The organism is Microbispora sp. NPDC088329 (assembly GCF_040685655.1).
Classification (GTDB): domain Bacteria; phylum Actinomycetota; class Actinomycetes; order Streptosporangiales; family Streptosporangiaceae; genus Microbispora.
In genome coordinates this window covers 1-19,106 of record NZ_JBFBIP010000018.1, presented here as the reverse complement: position 1 = coordinate 19,106, position 19,106 = coordinate 1, and the positions used below count along the sequence as shown (strand labels likewise).

The following is a 19,106-nucleotide window of genomic DNA, read 5'->3' as shown; positions in this document are numbered from 1 at the left end:
GACATGACGAGGCCGTACTCCCAGCTCAGGTCTTCAATCCCTATTGTTGTCCATTGTGAAGTTTGATCCCTGGAATCCCGAGTTCGTGGCGTACCCCTATGACGTCTATCGCGACCTGCGCGACAACGATCCGGTCAGCTTCTTCGAGCCGACGGGACAGTGGCTGATCGCCCGCCACGCGGATGTGAACGCGCTGCTGCGCGACCGGCGCCTCGGCCGGTCCTACCTGCACGTGGGCACGCACGAGGCGTTCGGTCGCGAGCCGGAGCCGGAGTTCCAGGAGCCGTTCTGGCGGGTGATCCGGGCCGGCATGCTCGACGTGGAGCCCCCGGTGCACACGCGGCTGCGCCGCCTGGTGTCCAAGGCGTTCACGCCCAGGATGGTCGAGTCGCTGCGTCCCCGCGTACGGAAGATCGCGACCCAGCTGACCGAGGGACTGGTCGAGCGCGGCGGCGGCGACCTGCTGGCGGAGGTGGCCGAGCCGCTGCCCGTCACCGTGATCGCGGAGATGCTGGGCGTGCCCGAGGCCGATCGCCACCTGCTGCGCCCCTGGTCGGCCGACATCTGCGGGATGTACGAGCTGAACCCCTCACTGGAGGTCCAGCACACGGCCGTTCGCGCGGCGACGGAGTTCGCGGAGTATCTGCGCGAGCTGGCCAGGGCGCGCAGGCAGCGGCCGGGCGACGACATGATCTCGGCACTCGCGCAGGTGGTGGACGACGGCGACCGGCTCACCGAGGACGAGCTGATCGGCACCTGCGTGCTGCTGCTCAACGCCGGGCACGAGGCCACGGTCAACGCCACCGGCAGCGGATGGTGGGCGCTGTTCCGCAACCCCGGCGAGCTGGAGCGGCTGCGCGCCGACCCCGGCCTGATGCCGACGGCGGTCGAGGAGCTGCTGCGCTACGACACCCCGGCGCAGATGTTCGAGCGATGGGTGCTGGAGGACGTCGAGGTCGGCGGGGTGACGATCCCCCGGGGGGTGGAGGTCGCGCTGCTGTTCGGCTCGGCCAACCGTGACCCCGGGGTCTTCGCCGACCCGGACCGTCTCGACCTCGGCCGGGTGGACAATCCGCACATCTCGTTCGGCGCGGGCATCCACTTCTGCCTCGGCGCACCGCTCGCGCGGGTCGAGATGACCGAGTCGTTCGGCGCCCTGCTGCGGCTGGCGCCCAGGCTGGAGCTCGCCGAGGAGCCCACGTGGAAGCCCAGCTACATCATGCGCGGCCTGGAGTCACTGAAGGTCACCGTCTGACACCGCCACCACGTGATGGGTGACCGTGGTGTCGTACCCGAGCAGGACGGCCTGGGCCCCGGGTTCGACGACGGCTGTGGCGGGGTCGGCCCCGGCGAAGCGGCCGATCGCGTCCATCGACTCCCACAGCGTCATGACCTGGAGCTCTACCCGGCCGTCGCCGGCGTCGCGCCGCAGCAGGTACGCGCCACGGTGCCCGTCCACGTCGCGCAGGGAGGGCAGGACCGCCCCGGTGAAATGCCGCTCGTAGCCGTCCGCGCCCTCCGGGGTCGCGCTCGCGCGCCAGATTCTCGCGATCACAACTTCTCCTCTCGTAGTCGTGACTGGCTGAGCCAGCCGAAGCCGCCGAGACCGGCCGGGTCGATGAGCTCGGCCTCCTGTGAGGCCCGGCCGAGCGCCCGTACGTACCCGGCGGGATCGGCGGACGCTTGCGCGATCGGCGGGCGGGCGCCGGTGACACCAAGCTCCCGCAGCGCCTCCCGCTGCGTGGTGAGCGCGGACACCTGCGCTCCCGCACGCTCGCCGGCCGCCGCGCAGGCGTCCAGCGCGACATGGGCGGTGACGTCGCACGACCCGTCCGGTGTGGCAGGCACCGGCGAGCCGTCGCGATATCCGCTGATCGTGCCGAGCGGGGGCCGCCTCCCGGCCAGATGAGCGTAGTCGACGGCGACCGCGGTGCCGCGTGACAGCCGCGTGATCACCGAGGCCCACGCCTCGTCGCGGGGACGGCCGATCTCGGCGCGTTCCCCCGGTGCGCGCAGCGGCCACCAGCGCTCCAGCCAGGCCAGATCCTCGGGGCCGGGAGCGGGCCCCGGCCGTTCGCCGCCGGTCGAGGTGTCCACGAGCAGCAGGCGCGGGCCGTCCGGGGTCATCTCGGCGATGTCGAGCGGCACGTTGTCCAGCCACTCGTTGGCGATCAACAGGCCGGTGACCCCGTGCGGGACCTCCGGCTCCCAGGCGACGTGAGGGTCGAGATCGCCGGGCCTGGGGGACAGGTCGACGGCCGTGACGCGCAGCCGCTGCGCGAGATCCGGCGGCACGGCCGCCCGCACCCGGGCGGCCAGCAGCCCGTTGCCGCTGCCCATGTCGACGAAGTCGACGGGATCGGGCCGGTTCAGGGCGGCGTCGACCCGCCGCAGCAGGCGCGACACCGCCTCGGCGAAGACCGGTGAGGCATGCACCGACGTGCGGAAATGCCGGTCGGGGCGCTCCCGCAGGTAGAAACCGCCGGTGCCGTAAAGCGCCCGCCGCATGGCCTCCCGCCAGGTGACCTCCACGAGGCTTCACGTTACCGACACGCCGGGGTCGTGACGAAAAGTAGTCACTTTCGTACTGATGGCTCAACATAAGCCCGGGAGAAACGGGACAAAATTCGACCGTTGGGCCACACCCGGGCCGGCCGGAGCGCCGCCGCTACGCTGAACCGAGGGAGGCGTCATGGACACAAGTGACCGCCCGGCGCGGCTCGCCGTGGGAGTGCTCGGCGCGGGACGCGTCGGTTCCGTGCTCGGAGCCGCGCTCATGCTCGCGGGTCATCGGGTGGTGGCCGCCAGCGGCGTGTCCGACGCGTCGGCGCGGCGGGCCGCCGACCGTCTCGGCCTGACGCTCAGCAGGCCGGACGAGGTCATCGCCCGGTCCGAGCTCGTGCTGCTGACCGTGCCGGACGACGTGCTGCCCGGCCTCGTGTCCGGGCTCGCCGCCACCGGCGCCGACCTGCGCGGCAAGCTGCTCGTGCACGCCAGCGGCGCGTACGGCCTGGGCGTGCTCGACCCCGCGGCCGAGGCGGGGGCGCTGCCGCTCGCGCTGCACCCGGTGATGACGTTCACCGGCAGGAGCGACGACCTGACCCGGCTCAACGGCTGCTCGTTCGGTGTCACCGCGCCGGACACGCTGCGGCCGGTCGCCGAGGCGCTGGTGATCGAGATGGGCGGCGAGCCGGTCTGGATCGCCGACCAGGACCGGCCGCTCTACCACGCCGCTCTGGCCGGCGCCGCGAACCACATGGTGACGCTCGTGGCCGAGTCGCAGGAACTGCTCGCGAAGATCGGCGTGGAGCATCCGGGCCGGATGCTCGGCCCGCTGCTGGGCGCGGCGCTCGACAACGTGCTGCGCCTCGGCATCAGCGGGCTCACCGGACCCGTCGTACGCGGCGACGCGGGCACCGTGCGCAAGCACGTCGACGCGCTCATCCTGGCCGCCCCCGAGGCCGCGGACGCGTACGTCGCCCTCGCGAGGCTCACCGCGGACCGGGCGCTCGCGGCGGGGCTGCTCAAGCCGGAGACGGCCGAACGCCTGCTGGACGCCCTGGGAGGAAACATATGGACCTGACCGTCGCCGCCGACCGTGCCGGCCTCGTCAAGGCGAAGGACGCGCTCGGCCCCGGGAGGATCGCCCTGGTCCCCACGATGGGGGCGCTCCACGAGGGCCACCGGTCGCTGGTGCGGCTGGCGCGCGAGCACGCCGATCACGTGATCGTGAGCGTGTTCGTCAATCCCCTGCAGTTCGGCCCCGGCGAGGACTTCTCCCGCTATCCCCGTACGTTCGACGCCGACCTCCGGGCATGCGAGGAGGAGGGCGTGCGCGTGGTCTTCGCGCCCTCGGCGGAGGACATGTACCTGCCGGACCGCCAGGTGGAGGTCTCGGCGGGCGGCATGGGCGGGGTGGTCGAGGGCGCCTTCCGGCCCGGCCACTTCGACGGCGTGCTGACCGTGGTCCTCAAGCTGTTCAACCTGGTGCAGCCGGACGTCGCGGTATTCGGGCAGAAGGACGCACAGCAGCTCGCACTGATCCGGCGCATGGTGGCCGACCTCGACGTCCCGGTGTCGATCGTCGGCGCCCCGACCGTGCGGGAGGCCGACGGCCTGGCGCTGTCGAGCCGCAACAGGTACCTGTCCGAGGCCGACCGCCGCACCGCGCTCGCGCTGTCGCGGGCGCTGCGGGCGGGCGCCGCGCGGGCCGGGACAACGGGACCGGCCGGGATCCTCGACGCCGCGAGGGCCGTGCTGGAGGAGGCGGCCCGCTTCGACCCGCCGCTGCTGCTCGACTATCTGATCCTGGCCGATCCCGCGACGTTCGCGCCGGTCGGCGACGACCACCGCGGCGAGGCCATCCTGGCCGTGGCCGCGAAGGTCGGCACCACCCGTCTCATCGACAACATGGTTCTGACGTTGTAGGAGCGCGGGCCGGGTGCGGCGGGCGAGAGCGCGGCCGGGGCCTCGCGGACCGCCGGGCCCGGATCAGGCTTCCCGGCTCAGGCTTCCCGGATCAGGCTTCCCGGCTCAGGCTTCCCGGATCAGGCTTCCCGGATCAGGCTCCCCCGGCCCGCAGGGTGAACCAGAAGGTGGGGAACGGGTTCGTCCCGGGTGTGACGTCCACCAGCTCCCAGCCGGCGAACCTGGCGCGCAGCTCGTCGGCGGTGACGCCGGCGAACGTGTCGCCGAGCGTTCCGGGGCCGTATCCGAACATCAGCAGTCGTGCGCCGGGAGCGGCGCGGCGGGTGAGCCCAGAGGCGTAGGCGTCGCGGCGGTGCGGCGGGATGCCGCAGAAGCAGCTCAGGTCGAAGAACAGGTCGTAGGGGCCGGGCGCGTCCAGCTCGTCGAGCCGGGTGGCGTCTCCGTGCAGCAGCCGCACGGCCACGCCCGCCGCCTCGGCCTTCTCCCGGGCCTGCTCGATCGCGCGCTCGACCAGGTCGACGGCCACGACCTCCCAGCCGTGCCGGGCCAGATAGACGGCGTTGGTTCCGGTGCCGCAACCGAGCTCCAGAGCCCGGCCCGGCGGCAGCGCACGCCCCTCGCCGTGCCCCTCCGCGCGTCCCTCGCCGTCCCCTTCTGCGCGTCCCCCACTGTGCCCCTCGATAAGGGCGACCAGCTCGGGCGGCGTCACACCGGTGTCCCACGGCGGCTTGCCGGACCGGTAGTACTCCTCCAGCGCTCGGCGCACGGCCTCCTCCTGATCCGCGTCCACGCCCGTGATCGGCCTGTCCATGACCCCTCCAGATTTTTAGAGTCAAACTCTAGTAACTGACTCTAGAGATATACTCGCGCCATGGACACCGTCAAGCGGCCGGAAAAACGGGCTGACAAACGGGCGGAGCGCTCGCGCCGCACCCGGGAGAAGGTCATCCAGGCGGCGCGGGAGCTGTTCGTCGCGCAGGGCTACGGGGCGACGAGCCTCCAGGAGGTCGCCGACCGGGCGGGCGTGGCCGTCCAGACGGTCTACTTCGTCTTCGGCAACAAGCGCACGCTGTTCAAGGACGTCGTCGACACATCCATCGCCGGCGACACCGAGCCGGTGGCCACCATGGACCGTGAATGGTTCCGGGCCGCGTGCGCCGCGCCGACCGCGGCCGGCCAGCTGCGCGCCCACGTTCGCGGCACCTGCGAGATCCTCGGCCGGGTCGCCCCGATCATGCCGCTGATCGCGTCCGCCGCGGCCACCGACCCGCAGATCGCCGCGCAGTGGCCCGACGGTCCCGACCCGCGCTACACCGTGCAGCACGCGGCGGCCCAGGCGCTGGTGGGCAAGCCCGGCGTACGCCCCGGCGTCTCCGTCGAGATGGCGGCGGACCTGCTGTTCTGCCTGCTCAGTCCGGAGCTGTACCTGCTCTTCGTGCGGGACCGCGGCTGGTCGCCGGACCGGTGGGAGGAATGGGCCTACGCCACTTTGGCCGCCCAGCTCTGCGCCGATCCCGCGGCGTGCCCCTCGTAGGAGGGGGCGGGGCGTCACCATCGCCGGGGGAGCGTTATCGTCATTATGACGAAAGGGGATCCCCTCATGGTGGCGCTCGCACGCAGACTCACCGCCCCCGCACCCGGCTGGACCGTCGAGGCCGACGCGGTCGTGATCGGGTCCGGCATCGCCGGCCTCACCGTGGCGCTGCGCCACGTCGAACTCGACCCCCGGGCGCGGGTGCTCGTGGTCACCAAGGACGTGCTGTCGGCCGGGTCGACCCGCTGGGCCCAGGGCGGCATCGCCGCCGTCCTCGACCCCGAGGACACCCCCGACGAGCACCTGAGGGACACGCTCGTCGCCGGGGTCGGCCTGTGCGACGAGGAGGCCGTACGCGTCCTGGTCACCGAGGGGCCCGACGCGCTGAAGCGCCTGATGAGCCACGGCGCCGAGTTCGACCGCGGCACCGACGGCGAGCTGCAGCTCACCCGCGAGGGCGGCCACCGCCGCAACCGCATCGTCCACGCGGGCGGCGACGCGACCGGCGCCGAGGTGCAGCGGGCCCTGGCCGAGGCCGTACTGGCCGAGCCCCGCATCGAGGTCATCGAGCACGCCCTCGCCCTCGACCTCCTCCTCGACGCCGAGGGCGACGCCTGCGGGGTCACGCTCCACGTGATGGGCGAGGGCGCCCGCGACGGCGTCGGCGCCGTACGGGCCGGGGCCGTGGTGCTGGCCAGCGGCGGCATGGGCCAGGTCTACGCGGCCACCACGAACCCCGTCGTGTCCACCGGAGACGGCGTGGCGCTCGCCCTGCGGGCCGGCGCGGTGGTCAGGGACATCGAATTCGTGCAGTTCCACCCCACGGTCCTGTGGTTGGGGGAGGGCTCGACCGGCCAGCAGCCCCTCGTCTCCGAGGCCGTACGCGGCGAGGGCGCGGTGCTGATCGACGCGAACGGCGAGCGCTTCATGCGGGACGTGCACGAGCTGGCCGACCTCGCGCCCCGCGACGTGGTCGCCAAGGCGATCATGCGCCAGATGGCGCGGACCGGCGCCGACCACGTCCACCTCGACGCCACCCACTTCGGCGAGGAGAAGTGGCGGGCCAGGTTCCCCACGATCCTCGCCGTCTGCCGCGAGCACGGCATCGATCCGGTCACCGAGCCCATCCCCGTCGCCCCCGCCGCCCACTACGCGAGCGGTGGCGTGCGCACCGACCTATACGGCAGGACCAGCGTGCCCGGCCTGTACGCCTGCGGAGAGGCGGCCTGCACGGGCGTCCACGGCGCCAACCGGCTGGCCTCCAACTCCCTCCTCGAAGGGCTCGTCTACGGCGAGCGCATCGCCGCCGATCTGGCCGCGAAGAAGTCCACCCCGCGCGAGCCCGCGCGGGACGACCGGCCCGAGGGCCTGGTGGACCCGCGTACGCGGCCGAGGATCCAGGGCCACATGAGCCGGGGCGCCGGGGTGCTGCGCAGCGACCGCAGCCTCGCGGAGGTCGCCCGCGCGCTCTCCGACGCCCGCTGGACGCCGGTCGCGGTCGAGCCCTGCACCGAGTCGTGGGAGGCGACCAACCTCCTCACGGTGGCCTCCGCGCTGGTCGCCGCGGCGGCCGTACGCGAGGAGACCCGCGGCTCGCACTGGCGGGAGGACCACCCCGACCGCGACGACGCACGCTGGCGGGCGCACATCGACATCACTCTGACCGCGGAGGGACTGACCTTGACGTACACGCCTCACGAGGAGCTCCGGACGGAACTGGACAAGGCCGGACTCGACCCGGACACCGTGCTCGGTCTCGTCCGCGCCGCGCTCGAGGAGGACCTGGCCGGGGGACAGGACGTGACCTCGGCCGCCACCATCCCGGCCGGCCAGCGGGCCGTCGCCGACGTGGTGGCCCGCAAGGAGGGCGTGGTCGCCGGCCTGGCCGTGGCCGAGGCCGTCTTCCGCCAGGCCGCCGGTGAGGTCGAGGTCGAGCGGCACGCGGCCGACGGCGACCGGGTGCGCCCCGGCGACGTGGTGATGACCGTGCGGGGCGCCACCAGGGACCTGCTGACGATGGAGCGCACCGCGCTCAACTTCCTCACCCACCTGTCCGGCGTCGCCACCCAGACCCGCCGCTGGGTGGACGCCGTCGAGGGCACCGGCGCCCGCGTCCGCGACAGCCGCAAGACCCTGCCGGGGCTGCGCGCCCTGGAGAAGTACGCCGTCCGGGCCGGCGGAGGGGTCAACCACCGGATGGGCCTGCACGACGCCGCGCTGATCAAGGACAACCACGTCGTCGCCGCCGGAGGCGTCGCCGAGGCGTTCCGCGCCGTACGGCAGGCCTTCCCCGGTCTGCCCATCGAGGTCGAGGTGGACAGGATCGACCAGATCGAGCCGGTCCTGGCCGAGGGCGCCGACGAGATCCTGCTCGACAACTTCACCGTGGACCAGCTCGCCGAGGCCGTACGGCTGGTGGCCGGGCGCGCGCGGCTGGAGTCGAGCGGCGGGCTGACCCTGGACGCGGCCCGCGCGGTCGCCGAGACCGGGGTCGACTACCTGGCCGTCGGCGCGCTCACGCACTCGGCCCCGGCACTCGACCTTGGTCTAGATCTTCGTGATGCATAATCAGGGAATGCTGCTCACCATCGACGTCAGCAACACCCACACGGTGCTGGGCCTGTTCGAGGGTGAAGAGGTGATCGAACACTGGAGGATCGCCACTGATCCCCGCCGCACGGCGGACGAGATCGCGGTGGTGCTCCAGGGTCTGCTCGGGCAGTCGCCGCTGCTCAAGGACGCCGACATCAGCGGCATCGCGATCTGCTCCACGGTCCCGTCGGTGCTCAACGAGATGCGGGAGATGTCCCGGCGCTACTACGGCGACGTCAACGCGGTGGTCGTCGAGCCCGGCGTCCGCACCGGCGTCCCGGTCCGGATGGACAACCCCAAGGAGGTCGGCAGCGACCGCATCGTGAACGCGCTCGCCGCCACCACCCTGTACGGCGGGCCGTGCGTGATCGTGGACTTCGGCACGGCCACGTCGTTCGACGCCGTCTCGGCCCGGGGCGAGTACGTCGGCGCGGTGACCGCCCCCGGCCTGGAGATCTCGGTGGACGCGCTGGCCACGGCCGGGGCCCAGCTCCACAAGGTCGAGCTGGTCCGGCCGCGGTCGGTGATCGCCAAGAACACCGTTGAGGCGCTCCAGTCGGGCATCATCTACGGGTTCGCGGGCCTGGTCGACGGCATCGTGGACCGCATGACGGCCGAGCTGGCCTCCGACCCCGACGACGTCACCGTGGTCGCCACGGGCACCGGTGCGCCTCTGGTCATCGGCGAGGCCCGTACGATCGACGTCCACGAGCCCTGGCTCACGCTGATCGGCCTGCGGCTGGTCTACGCCCGTAACGCGTCCTGACGACTCCCTCGCGTACGGGACCATAGAAGGCAGGATCCCGTTCAGAGAGGACTGACGTGATGGACGCCGACTGGGTGGCGCGTTTCGCCGATGAGGTCATCGCCGAGGCTGAACGGCGCGCACCGGGCAAACCCATCGTCTGCGCGTCCGGCCTCAGCCCGTCCGGCCCGATCCACCTGGGCAACCTGCGCGAGGTCATGACCCCGCACCTGGTGGCCGACGAGATCAGGCGGCGTGGCCACGAGTGCGTGCACATCATCTCGTGGGACGACTTCGACCGCTTCCGCAAGGTTCCGGTGGGCATCGACCCCGCGTGGAACGAGCACATCGGCAAGCCGCTCACCACCGTCCCGGCCCCGCCCGGCAGCGAGTACCCGAACTGGGCCGAACACTTCAAGGCGCCGATGATCGCCGCGCTGAACGAGCTCGGCGTGGAGTTCCACGGCATCAGCCAGACGCAGATGTACACCTCCGGGGCGTACCGGGAGCAGGTGCTGCTCGCCATGCGCGAGCGGCGGCGGATCGACGCGATCCTCGACCAGTACCGCACCAAGAAGGCCAAGGCCAAGGAGGTCGCTGACGCCGACGAGGCCGCCGCCCTCGAGGGCTCGGGTGCCGCGAGCGAGGACGACGGTTCGGGCGCCGGGGGCTACTACCCCTACAAGCCCTACTGCTCGGCCTGCGACCGCGACCTGACCACGGTCACGTCGTACGACGACGAGACCACCGCGATGTCCTACACCTGCGTGTGCGGGCACAGTGAGACCGTGCTGCTGTCCGAGCACACCCGCGGCAAGCTGGTGTGGAAGGTCGACTGGCCGATGCGCTGGGCCTTCGAGGGCGTGGTCTTCGAGCCGTCGGGCGTGGACCACAGCTCGCCGGGCTCGTCGTTCGTGGTCGGCGGCCAGATCGTGCGCGAGGTGTTCGGCGCCCCGCAGCCGATCGGGCCGATGTACGCCTTCGTCGGCATCAGCGGCATGGCCAAGATGAGCAGCTCCAAGGGCGGCGTGCCGACCCCGGCCGACGCTTTGTCGATCATGGAGCCCGCGCTGCTGCGCTGGCTCTACGCGCGCCGCCGTCCCAACCAGTCGTTCAAGGTCTCCTTCGACCAGGAGATCCAGCGCATGTACGACGAGTGGGACACGCTGACGAGGAAGGTGCAGGACGGCACGGCGCTGCCGGCCGACCAGGCGGCCTACCGGCGGGCGTCGAGCACGGCCTCCCGGGTCTTGCCCGAGACGCCGCGGCGGCTGCCGTACCGGACGCTCGCCTCCGTCGTGGACATCGCCACCGGGCACGAGGAGCAGACGCTGCGCATCCTGCGCGCGTTCGACCCGGAGATCGCCGGGCTGGACGAGTTGCGGCCGCGGCTCGACCGCGCCCAGCACTGGGTGAACACCTACGTGCCCGCGGAGGAGCGCACCCAGGTGCGCGAGACGCCCGACAAGGAACTGCTCGACACGCTCGGCGAGCAGGAGCGGGAGTCGCTGCGCCTGCTGGCCGAGGGCCTCGACGAGCACTGGTCGCTCGACGGGCTGACCACCCTCGTGTACGGCGTGCCGAAGGTGCAGGCCGGGCTCGACATGGACGCCAAGGCGGCCACGCCCGAGCTGAAGGCGGCCCAGCGCGAGTTCTTCGCCCTGCTCTACCGGCTGCTCGTCGGGCGTGACACCGGCCCGCGCCTGCCCACGCTGCTGCTGGCCGTGGGCCGCGACCGGGTGCGCGAGCTGCTCGGCCGTGCCTGATCCCGGCGCCTGACCTCCTGGGAGCGGGCCGGACGGCATGGCCGTCCGGCCCGCGACCCGCTTGTCGCGACAGAGCGCGACAAGCCGGGGCAGGCGGGTCAGGGCAGAGGACTCAGGGCAGCAGGACGAGCCGGCCGCGCAGGCCGCCCTTCCGCAGGCGTTCGTGCGCCTCGGCGGCCTGCTCCAGCGGATAGGTGCCCGCGACCCGCATGCTCAGCCGTCCCGCCTCGGCCAGCTTCGCGACGTGGCCGAGCTGGGCCGCGTCGGCGCGGACGAACACCGTCGAGACCCGGATGCCGCGCAACGGGATGGGGGCCAGCCCGGCGCCCACGGCGACGAACGCGCCCCCGTTGCGTACGGCGTCCAGCGCGGGCAGGCCGACGACCGCCGCGTCCACCAGGCCGTGCGCACCGCCCGGAACGACGCCCCTGACGGCCGCGGCCAGATCGGTGCCCCTCGGCACGAACCACTCCGCGCCGAAGTCTCGGACCAGTGCCTCGTCGCCGGGCGCGGCGACCCCGGCGACCCTGATCCCCCGTGCGACCGCCAGCTCCACGAGATAGCCACCGACGCCCCCGGCCGCTCCCGTGACGACCAGGGTCTCGCCCGGGGCGAGCCCGGTGGCGTCGAGCGCCTGGACGGCGGTCAGCGCGTTCAGCGGCAGCGTCGACGCCTCCGGCGCGGCCACTCCCGCGGGCGCGGGCGCGACGGCCGTCTCGTCCAGGACGACCAGGTCCGCCTGGGCCTTGAACCGGTCCGTCAGGCGGTCCGACAAGCCGATGACCCGCTCGCCGGGCTGCACGCCCGTCACTTCCGGACCGACCCGGTCGACCACGCCCGCCACGTCCCATCCCAGGGCGTACGTCTCCAGATGCGGCATGAGCCCGTTGTCGGCGAGGGTGCCCGCGGCCGTGAGCAGGTCGACGGGGTTCACGGCGGCCGCCTCGACCCTGATCCGCACCTGTCCCGGCCCCGGCTCCGGCTCGGCCGCGTCGACGATCCCCACGGCTCCGTCCCGTGCCACCAGTGCTCTCATGAGTTCCTCCTTCCGGTGTGCCAAGGAGCGTAGGGAGGCCTACTCTCTTCTGGTAAGTAGGCACCTCAAAGTGCGTAAGTGACGCGGAGGAAAGACATGCCCACGCAGACGGCGGCCGAGCAGCGGGAAGAGGCGCGCCGGCGGTACAACGCGTACGTCGCGGCCTGCCCGTCGCGGCAGCTGCTCGACGCGCTCAGCGACAAGTGGGTGAGCCTGGCGCTCACCGCGCTCGCCGACGGCCCGCGGCGCTTCAGCGAACTGGCGAGGACGATCGCGGGCGTCAGCCAGAAGATGCTCACGCAGACGCTGCGGACGATGGAACGCGACGGCCTCGTCTCCCGAACGGTCACTCCCGCGGTGCCGGTCCGGGTCGACTACCGGCTCACGCCCCTGGGTGAAAGTCTCATGCCGCTGCTGAAAGCGATCAAGAACTGGGCCGAGGTCCACATGGAGGATGTCGAGGCGGCCCGGGAGACGTACGACCGGCGGGCCGACTCCGCACCTTGACGACCTTCGTGGCAGGCGTTTACCGTCCCTGAAGGGTGGGCCGACGAATCATCGTCGTGGGGGAGGGCGGACGATGGGTGTTCCCGAGGTCGTCTACCGAGGTGGCAATCCCGCCTCGGACCTTGACCGTGCCGGTCTCACCGAAGAGGACCTGCTTCTCCTCGCGGAGCTGGCCAAGGGCGTGACAGCCGATCGCGTGGGCCGCAGTCTCGATGTCAGCGGTCGCACCGTGCGGCGCCGGCTGCGGGGCATCTGCGACCGGATCGGCGTCGCGACCGCGATCGAGGCCGTCGCCTGGGCGGCACGCCGTCGTCTCATCTGACCGCGTTCCGCCCCACGCCCTCGGTTCGGGACGACTCAGTCGGCGACCCGGTTCCACCCCACGCCTTCGGTTCGGACGACTCAGTCGGCGACCCGCACCGCTCCCGCGAACGGCCGCCCGGCGATCCTCGCGATGTGGATGACGTCTCCCGTGCGCGGCGCGTGGATCATGTAGCCGCCGCCGATGTAGATGCCCACGTGGTGCAGGTCGGAGTAGAAGAACACCAGGTCGCCGGGGCGAAGCTGGTCACGGGAGATGTGCGTGCCCGCCGTCCACTGGTCGCCGGTGTAGTGCGGCAGGCTGACGCCGACGGCCTGGTAGGCCGCCATGACCAGACCCGAGCAGTCGAAGGAGCCGGGCCCCTCGGCGCCCCACACGTACGGCTTGAGCTGCTGCCTGAGCGCCCAGCGTGCCGCCTGGGCCGCCTTGCCGTCGCCCACGATGGGGAACGACATCCTGCTGCGCGTCTCGCTGCCGACCGTCCGGGAGACCTGCCGGTAGAGGCTGCTCTCGGTCTTCTTGATCAACTTATTGATCTTGTCGCGCCGGGAGTCGAGGCCGGTGAGGAGTTTCTTGACCTCGGCCTGCCGGGCGGAGGCGCTCTGCCTGGCCCGCGCGGCGGCGTCCATGGCCTTGGTGACCTCCGCGACCTCCTGGCTTCCCTGCAGCTCCAGGGCGTACGTCGTGGTGGCCTGGTCCAGGTACTCCCTGGGGTCGCCGTCGCCGCCGATGAGCGCGAGCGCGCCGCTGAGCCCGTTGGTCATGTAGGAGTGCTGTGCGAGAGCGCTCGCCTTCTGCCGGCGGACCTCCAGCTCGGCCTCGCTCTTGGCGAGGTTCTTCTTGGCGAGCTCGGCGGACCGCTCGGCCGCCTTCAGACGCACGCGCTCGCCGTTGTACTGCTCGGTGAGGCTCTCGATCTCGGTGTAGAGGCTCTCGACCTGCTCTGTGAGCTCCTTGAGGCTCGGCTTCGGGTCGGCGGTGGCGCGGACCACCGGGGCGCCGAACGTGATCGCGGTGAGCGCGACGCCGACGAACGCCAACCGGCGGATTGCACCCGGACCGGCCGTGCCGGATCCGGACTGTCGGCCGCGGGCGTGCCTGCCCGCCGACCGTCCTCCACGCATGCGCAACCGAGCTCCTCTCCCACATGCGCCCCGGGGCGGGCCCGCGTCATCGGGACGGGACCGCTCGGCGGGGCGCTACTGAGCGCCTACCGGGTTAGCTGACGGGTTCGGGCCGGAGTAGCCCTACCTTGACGGATTCACCCCTTGACGATCTGAGATCGAACCGATCCTGATCCTGCAGTTGGGTCCCCGGCTCCCCTCCGCACGCGGTGCTTCGAAGACTCGGCGCCCGGCCGCCGTGAGCGTGCACGATGACCGGCATCGTCGCAGGACGATAGTGCACGGCGAGTTCTTGCTCAACCAGAACTCCGAAACCCGTCTACGTTTGACAACCGATTGATCACAACCGGGTCACGAGTTCGGCACTGGTATGTCCGCGTTCACCTGGGTTTGAGCGGATCTGAGTCTTTGTATTGGCTGCTGGGACTCTCGGGAAAAATGGGACGAACCGGAACTGCTGCCGCCGGGCGGGCGGGTCGTTCGCCCGTATCCTGGCGGCTACGCACAGTCAGGCCCTATGTCGAGTGTGGCGTTTGGGCATGACCGTTATCCATGATGCCGCTGGACGCCGACGGTGAGGGATCGCCCGTGGTCCGGCTAGGCTGGCCGCTCATGGAGCAGGTCGCCGCGCAGACGCCCACCGGAGAGGGCGCCACCGCCGTGACGGTGCGCCGGGCCAGGACGCCCGACGTCCGGGCCATCCGGCGCCTTGTCGACGCGTACTCGGGAGTCGGTCCCCGTCTGCTCAAGAAGAGCACGGTGACGCTGTACGAGGACGTCCAGGAGTTCTGGGTGGCCGAGATCGGCGGTCAGGTCGTCGGGTGCGGCGCGCTGCACGTGCTGTGGGAGGACCTGGCCGAGATCAGGACCGTGGCGGTGGATCCCGCGGCGCGCCGCGGGGGAATCGGCCATCAAATCGTCGCGGCGCTCATCGAGACCGCCAGGGACCTCGGTGTGCGGAGGGTCTTCTGCCTCACCTTCGCGGTCGAGTTCTTCGCCCGGCACGGTTTCAGGCCCATTCAGGGCACCCCGGTCTCCCCCGAGGTGTACGCGGAACTGCTCGCGTCGTACGACGAGGGCGTCGCCGAGTTCCTCGACTTGGAGCACGTCAAGCCGAACACTCTGGGGAACACCCGAATGCTGCTGCACCTCGATCGCCATTGATGAAGGCTGGTTTGTGATCTTTGACGCTGATTGTCGACCGCCGCAAAGGTGACTGTTGATACACCTGTCGCTACTTTTGGCAATATCAGCGTGTGCTACAGACGTGCGGCGCATGCGTCTTCGAAACGAGGTGACACGGTGAGCACCGGACAGCCGCCGTACCCCCAGGACGAGTCGGACGGAACGCCACCGCCGTCATCGAGCCCCGGGTACGGCACGGACAGACCAGCCCAGGACTACGACCCCGACGTCACGGTCGTCAGCTATCGCCAGCCCGGGCAGCAGACGGGCCCGCAGCAGCAGCCCGGCTATGACCCCGCCCAGGGCGGTTACGGCCAGCAGCAGGGCTACGGCCAGCAGCAGGGCTACGGCCAGCAGGACTACGGTCAGCAGCCCGGTTACGGCCAGCAGCAGTACGGTCAGCAGGGCTACGGCGCCCAGCAGGGCCAGCAGCAGTACGGCCAGTCGTCCCAGGGTGGCTACGGCCAGCAGCAGGACTACGGTCAGCAGCAGTACGGCCAGCAGGGCTACGGCGCCCAGCAGAGCCAGCAGCAGGGCTACGGCCAGCAGGACTACGGCCAGCAGCCCGGTTACGGCCAGCAGGACTACGGTCAGCAGGGCTACGGCGCCCAGCAGGGCCAGCAGCAGTACGGCCAGTCGTCCCAGGGTGGCTACGGCCAGCAGCAGGACTACGGCCAGCAGGCCCAGCAGCAGTACGGCCAGTCGTCCCAGGGCGGTTACGGCCAGCAGCAGGACTACGGCCAGCAGGCCCAGCAGCAGGACTACAGCCAGCAGCAGTACGGCCAGCAGGGCTACGGCGCCCAGCAGGGCCAGCAGCAGGGCTACGGTCAGCAGCAGGGCTATGCGCAGCAGCAGTACGCCCAGCAGGGGTACGGCCAGCAGCAGTACGCGCAGCCGGATCCGCAGCAGGGTTACGGGCAGCAGTACGGCCAGCAGGGCTATGGCCAGCCCGGCTTCGGCCACCCGTACGCGGCCGCGGGGCCGATTCCGCCCGGCGCCCCGGCTCCGCTCGCGGAGTGGTGGCAGCGCCTGGTCGCCCGCCTGATCGACGGCGTCATCGTGGGAATCCCCTTCCTGATCCTCAACGGTGTGATCTTCGCGGTCGTCTACTCCTCGGCCAGCATCAACCTGAGTACCGGGGCCGTCACCGAGGCCAGCGGCCTTTTCCTCGCCACACTGCTCGTCTCGATCCTGAGCGGGCTCGTGATGGTCGGCTACGAGTTCCTCATGCTGCGCTCGCGCGGGCAGACGCTCGGAAAGATCGCGATGGGGATCAAGGTCGTCCAGATCGGCGGCACTCTCGACGGCGGCCTGCCCACCGACGTCGTCGCCAAGCGCGCCGGCGTGATGTGGGGGCCGCAGTTGGTGCGCTGGATTCCTCTCATCGAGTATCTGGCGGGCGTCTTCGCGTTGGTGAATGCGCTGTGGCTGCTGTGGGACAAGCCGCTGCACCAGGCGCTGCATGACAAGGTCGCCCGCACCGTGGTGGTCAAGGTCAAGTAACGACTGCGGACGGGGCCGATGGAACGGACCATCGGCCCCGTTTTTGTATGCGATCGCTATGGCGTCCTCCAGCCGCTGGCATCCGGCTGTGACGGAAAATCCATGCGGGGCCGCCCGGGCATGCCATGCTTGGGTTCACTGTCCCCGAGAGGTGCCCAATGACCGTGAGACCGCCCCCCGGCGCCAATCCTTAAGGTTCGCCTTCCCGTCCCCGTCCGGGCCATATCCGCCCACGGGCGGCTTAAGGAACCGCCAGGGACGCTTATGGGGCCGTATGGAGCCGCACGAGCCCTTATGGTGCTCCCGGATGCCCGCCCGCTCTACGCGGCGCAGGCGGCGTCCGTGGAATGCGGGGCATCGTTTGGCCGGGCGAAACTCGGACGCCGGGCCGCCGGGGACGTCCGCGTGATTGTGTCCCGCTCCTTTTTTCGATCTTCAGGCCGCCGCTCGTCGATCTTGATCGAACCGGCCGGTCCTCTCTTTTTACGAGGCTTCCGGGCCATGGCGATCTGCTTGCGCGTATATCCTCACAAGGCGTGCGTGCCGTACGAGAAGGGTCTCGTGCCCCTTGTGAAGATCCGGCTGTCGTGACGCGGGCTCCTCGTTTCACCGGGCTCTACAACGGTCGTACGTCCCCCGTCCGGCCTTTTCCAGAGGACCTGTTTGCCGCTTCGCGCTCGTTCGCCCGTACGTGTTCGTCCTGGTCGGCGAGCCGGTCACCTGCGGCTGCGGCATGGGCCTGCGTGAACCCGAGGATGCGCGGTCCGGCCTGCCGCCGTCGCGCCGGAAGTGCGCGGTCGGCGGAAAGGGCGGGGCGGCGGGGATCGGTGACCGCCCGGGTCGGCATTTTGGGTACGATTTCGAGTGCATCCGGTAAGGCCGCTGGAGAGACGAGGATTACCCCGGCCCTCCAGGGGCACCCCGGAAGGCACGTCTGGTCCCTCCCGGCGCTATGGTCGTATCGGGGCGCCCGGCCCACGCAAGAGGCCGGCAGCCTTGCCACGTCCTCGGAATTTCGTCGGGTGCACCCAATGGCACCCCCGGCACGAGCGAGGCAGAATGACAGAGGTATTGTCCGCCTTGATACCTTCCGTGGTCGTCGCCGGTGCGGTCGTCTACGGCATCGTAAAGTTGGTACGTTCCGACGCGGCCGGCCTCGGCACGACACGGGAGCCACGCGAGAAGTCACCGGACTCAGAGGTTCCTGAGAATCCGCAATCTTGAATTGTCAGCCAGGGGAAACCGGGTATATGTTTGGCTGACGAATCAAACTATGGGCTGCGAAAGGATTGCCGGATGGCCAAGCACACGCAGGTGATTCTCATCGACGATCTCGATGGCGGCGAGGCCAATGAGACGGTCACCTTCGCGATTGACGGCACGTCATATGAGATTGACCTGAGCGACGGCAACGCGAAGCGGCTTCGCGACGCCCTGTCGCCTTTCGTCAGCAGCGCTCGGCGCGCGGACAGCGGGCAGGCCCGTGGGCGCCGTCGCGGTGCGGGCGGCGGGGGGCAGCGAGCCATGACCCGCGAGAAGAGTGCGGAGATCCGCGCATGGGCGAAGGCTCACGGACACCCCGTGAGTGAGCGCGGTCGTATTGCCGCCTCGATCGTCCAAGCGTACGAGGACGCGCACTAGGCGGTGTTCCTCAGATCTTCCGCCTATCGGTCGTCCAGGCGGTGTCTCGCCGCGTTGTCGCCTGCCCGTGGGGATTACTCCCGGGCGCGCAAACTCCGCGGGTCCGGGAAGATCGCCAATAGGTCCGCTATTGGCTCCTCCTCCAGCCTTGCGAGACGCATCCACCTGGACGATCCCCGCTACGGCGAGATCTGCTGGACGCTTCCTGACTTCACCCTTGATCGCGCGGTTATGCGGTCGTCGGAGGACCTGACGATCGCATAACCGCGCGATTGTGTTTGCGCTCCCTTAAAACCTCGTTCGCTTGCGGCGTATCGGGAACATGTCGCCCCCGGCAGGGGGTTGGATAGAGCATGAACGCCCTTCGCTTGGGGAACCCTTCTGCCAAGGAGCGGGTCGCTGGGCCGGGGCTACCATGCGGAACGACGGGCCGGATCTCCCGTGCTCGCCTGACCGCTCTGTGAGGAGCGACGAGATGTTCGAGAGGTTCACCGACCGTGCGCGGCGGGTTGTCGTCCTGGCCCAGGAAGAGGCTCGGATGCTCAACCACAACTACATCGGTACTGAGCACATTCTTCTTGGTCTGATTCATGAGGGCGAGGGTGTGGCGGCCAAGGCTCTGGAGAGTCTTGGGATCAGTCTCGAGGGGGTGCGCCAGCAGGTCGAGGAGATCATCGGCCAGGGGCAGTCGGCGCCGTCGGGACACATCCCCTTCACGCCGCG

General features: G+C 70.7%; 18 protein-coding genes and 1 riboswitch. Of the genes, 13 read left to right on the top strand and 5 right to left on the bottom strand.

Features of this window, described 5'->3' with window-relative positions; translation table 11 throughout:
* The first annotated feature begins 55 nt into the window (after nucleotides 1-55).
* On the top strand, nucleotides 56-1,255 hold the full coding sequence (locus tag AB0O28_RS28330) for a cytochrome P450 (RefSeq protein ID WP_363645338.1): 1,200 nt from the start codon (nucleotides 56-58) through the stop codon (nucleotides 1,253-1,255).
* On the opposite strand, the gene AB0O28_RS28325 is transcribed toward AB0O28_RS28330, so the two are convergent.
* Entirely contained in the window at nucleotides 1,235-1,555 is a 321-nt protein-coding gene (locus tag AB0O28_RS28325) for an antibiotic biosynthesis monooxygenase (RefSeq protein WP_363645336.1), read from the bottom strand. The two genes, AB0O28_RS28330 and AB0O28_RS28325, sit on opposite strands and share 21 nt — an antisense overlap.
* Nucleotides 1,552-2,532, bottom strand: a complete 981-nt coding sequence (locus AB0O28_RS28320; RefSeq protein WP_363645334.1) for an SAM-dependent methyltransferase — start codon at nucleotides 2,530-2,532, stop codon at nucleotides 1,552-1,554. Before AB0O28_RS28320 ends, AB0O28_RS28325 begins: the two co-directional genes overlap by 4 nt.
* A 160-nt stretch (nucleotides 2,533-2,692) precedes the next feature.
* On the opposite strand from AB0O28_RS28320, the gene AB0O28_RS28315 reads away from it, so the two are divergent.
* Together AB0O28_RS28315 and panC are read left to right on the top strand one after the other, a co-directional pair.
* A complete protein-coding gene (locus AB0O28_RS28315) occupies nucleotides 2,693-3,583 on the top strand; it encodes a DUF2520 domain-containing protein (protein WP_363645332.1) in 891 nt (296 codons plus the stop codon).
* On the top strand, nucleotides 3,574-4,428 hold the full coding sequence (gene panC, locus AB0O28_RS28310) for a pantoate--beta-alanine ligase (protein ID WP_363645330.1): 855 nt from the start codon (nucleotides 3,574-3,576) through the stop codon (nucleotides 4,426-4,428). Before AB0O28_RS28315 ends, panC begins: the two co-directional genes overlap by 10 nt.
* Nucleotides 4,429-4,561: 133 nt before the next feature.
* Here the strand turns inward: panC and AB0O28_RS28305 are convergent, their stop codons facing one another.
* Entirely contained in the window at nucleotides 4,562-5,239 is a 678-nt protein-coding gene (locus tag AB0O28_RS28305) for a class I SAM-dependent methyltransferase (protein ID WP_363645328.1), read from the bottom strand.
* Nucleotides 5,240-5,299: 60 nt separating this feature from the next.
* Here AB0O28_RS28305 and AB0O28_RS28300 point away from each other — a divergent pair, with 60 nt between their 5' ends.
* Genes AB0O28_RS28300 through lysS form a run of 4 tightly spaced genes read left to right on the top strand, consistent with a single transcriptional unit; the run spans nucleotide 5,300 to nucleotide 11,065 of the window.
* Nucleotides 5,300-5,962, top strand: a complete 663-nt coding sequence (locus tag AB0O28_RS28300) for a TetR/AcrR family transcriptional regulator (RefSeq protein ID WP_363645326.1) — start codon at nucleotides 5,300-5,302, stop codon at nucleotides 5,960-5,962.
* A 45-nt stretch (nucleotides 5,963-6,007) separates the two neighbouring features.
* Nucleotides 6,008-8,530, top strand: coding sequence for an L-aspartate oxidase (locus AB0O28_RS28295; protein ID WP_363645324.1), 2,523 nt, complete (start codon nucleotides 6,008-6,010; stop codon nucleotides 8,528-8,530).
* A 7-nt stretch (nucleotides 8,531-8,537) separates the two neighbouring features.
* Nucleotides 8,538-9,320 (top strand): type III pantothenate kinase, encoded by a 783-nt coding sequence (locus AB0O28_RS28290; protein WP_363645322.1) that lies wholly within the window; start codon nucleotides 8,538-8,540, stop codon nucleotides 9,318-9,320.
* A 59-nt stretch (nucleotides 9,321-9,379) separates the two neighbouring features.
* Entirely contained in the window at nucleotides 9,380-11,065 is a 1,686-nt protein-coding gene (gene lysS / locus AB0O28_RS28285) for a lysine--tRNA ligase (RefSeq protein WP_363645320.1), read from the top strand.
* Nucleotides 11,066-11,177: 112 nt separating this feature from the next.
* On the opposite strand, the gene AB0O28_RS28280 is transcribed toward lysS, so the two are convergent.
* On the bottom strand, nucleotides 11,178-12,101 hold the full coding sequence (locus AB0O28_RS28280) for an NADP-dependent oxidoreductase (protein ID WP_363645318.1): 924 nt from the start codon (nucleotides 12,099-12,101) through the stop codon (nucleotides 11,178-11,180).
* 96 nt (nucleotides 12,102-12,197) lie between these two features.
* On the opposite strand from AB0O28_RS28280, the gene AB0O28_RS28275 reads away from it, so the two are divergent.
* Both AB0O28_RS28275 and AB0O28_RS28270 read left to right on the top strand, forming a co-directional pair.
* Complete coding sequence (locus tag AB0O28_RS28275) at nucleotides 12,198-12,608, top strand: helix-turn-helix domain-containing protein (protein WP_363645316.1); 411 nt, start codon at nucleotides 12,198-12,200, stop codon at nucleotides 12,606-12,608.
* 73 nt (nucleotides 12,609-12,681) lie between these two features.
* A complete protein-coding gene (locus AB0O28_RS28270; protein ID WP_363645314.1) occupies nucleotides 12,682-12,930 on the top strand; it encodes a LuxR C-terminal-related transcriptional regulator in 249 nt (82 codons plus the stop codon).
* A gap of 80 nt (nucleotides 12,931-13,010) precedes the next feature.
* Here the strand turns inward: AB0O28_RS28270 and AB0O28_RS28265 are convergent, their stop codons facing one another.
* Entirely contained in the window at nucleotides 13,011-13,970 is a 960-nt protein-coding gene (locus AB0O28_RS28265; protein ID WP_363645312.1) for an NlpC/P60 family protein, read from the bottom strand.
* A gap of 152 nt (nucleotides 13,971-14,122) precedes the next feature.
* A riboswitch (cyclic di-AMP (ydaO/yuaA leader) is annotated at nucleotides 14,123-14,292 on the bottom strand.
* Nucleotides 14,293-14,666: 374 nt separating this feature from the next.
* On the opposite strand from AB0O28_RS28265, the gene AB0O28_RS28260 reads away from it, so the two are divergent.
* From AB0O28_RS28260 to AB0O28_RS28245, 4 genes are all read left to right on the top strand, one after another.
* Nucleotides 14,667-15,218, top strand: coding sequence for an amino-acid N-acetyltransferase (locus AB0O28_RS28260; RefSeq protein WP_363645310.1), 552 nt, complete (start codon nucleotides 14,667-14,669; stop codon nucleotides 15,216-15,218).
* Nucleotides 15,219-15,356: 138 nt separating this feature from the next.
* A complete protein-coding gene (locus tag AB0O28_RS28255; RefSeq protein ID WP_363645308.1) occupies nucleotides 15,357-16,742 on the top strand; it encodes an RDD family protein in 1,386 nt (461 codons plus the stop codon).
* Between the two features lie 1,296 nt (nucleotides 16,743-18,038).
* Nucleotides 18,039-18,383, top strand: a complete 345-nt coding sequence (locus tag AB0O28_RS28250) for an Lsr2 family protein (RefSeq protein WP_363645306.1) — start codon at nucleotides 18,039-18,041, stop codon at nucleotides 18,381-18,383.
* A gap of 475 nt (nucleotides 18,384-18,858) precedes the next feature.
* The coding region (locus AB0O28_RS28245; protein WP_363645304.1) for a Clp protease N-terminal domain-containing protein at nucleotides 18,859-19,106 on the top strand (248 nt) is incomplete at its 3' end.

What these genes read in the sequence shown, in the direction of transcription:
- AB0O28_RS28315 (WP_363645332.1), top strand. Translation starts at nt 2,693, where the DNA reads ATGGACACAAGTGACCGCCCGGCGCGGCTCGCCGTGGGAGTGCTCGGC.
- panC (WP_363645330.1), top strand. Translation starts at nt 3,574, where the DNA reads ATGGACCTGACCGTCGCCGCCGACCGTGCCGGCCTCGTCAAGGCGAAG.
- AB0O28_RS28305 (WP_363645328.1), bottom strand. Translation starts at nt 5,239, where the DNA reads ATGGACAGGCCGATCACGGGCGTGGACGCGGATCAGGAGGAGGCCGTG.
- AB0O28_RS28300 (WP_363645326.1), top strand. Translation starts at nt 5,300, where the DNA reads ATGGACACCGTCAAGCGGCCGGAAAAACGGGCTGACAAACGGGCGGAG.
- AB0O28_RS28295 (WP_363645324.1), top strand. Translation starts at nt 6,008, where the DNA reads ATGACGAAAGGGGATCCCCTCATGGTGGCGCTCGCACGCAGACTCACC.
- AB0O28_RS28290 (WP_363645322.1), top strand. Translation starts at nt 8,538, where the DNA reads ATGCTGCTCACCATCGACGTCAGCAACACCCACACGGTGCTGGGCCTG.
- lysS (WP_363645320.1), top strand. Translation starts at nt 9,380, where the DNA reads ATGGACGCCGACTGGGTGGCGCGTTTCGCCGATGAGGTCATCGCCGAG.
- AB0O28_RS28280 (WP_363645318.1), bottom strand. Translation starts at nt 12,101, where the DNA reads ATGAGAGCACTGGTGGCACGGGACGGAGCCGTGGGGATCGTCGACGCG.
- AB0O28_RS28275 (WP_363645316.1), top strand. Translation starts at nt 12,198, where the DNA reads ATGCCCACGCAGACGGCGGCCGAGCAGCGGGAAGAGGCGCGCCGGCGG.
- AB0O28_RS28270 (WP_363645314.1), top strand. Translation starts at nt 12,682, where the DNA reads ATGGGTGTTCCCGAGGTCGTCTACCGAGGTGGCAATCCCGCCTCGGAC.
- AB0O28_RS28260 (WP_363645310.1), top strand. Translation starts at nt 14,667, where the DNA reads ATGGAGCAGGTCGCCGCGCAGACGCCCACCGGAGAGGGCGCCACCGCC.
- AB0O28_RS28250 (WP_363645306.1), top strand. Translation starts at nt 18,039, where the DNA reads ATGGCCAAGCACACGCAGGTGATTCTCATCGACGATCTCGATGGCGGC.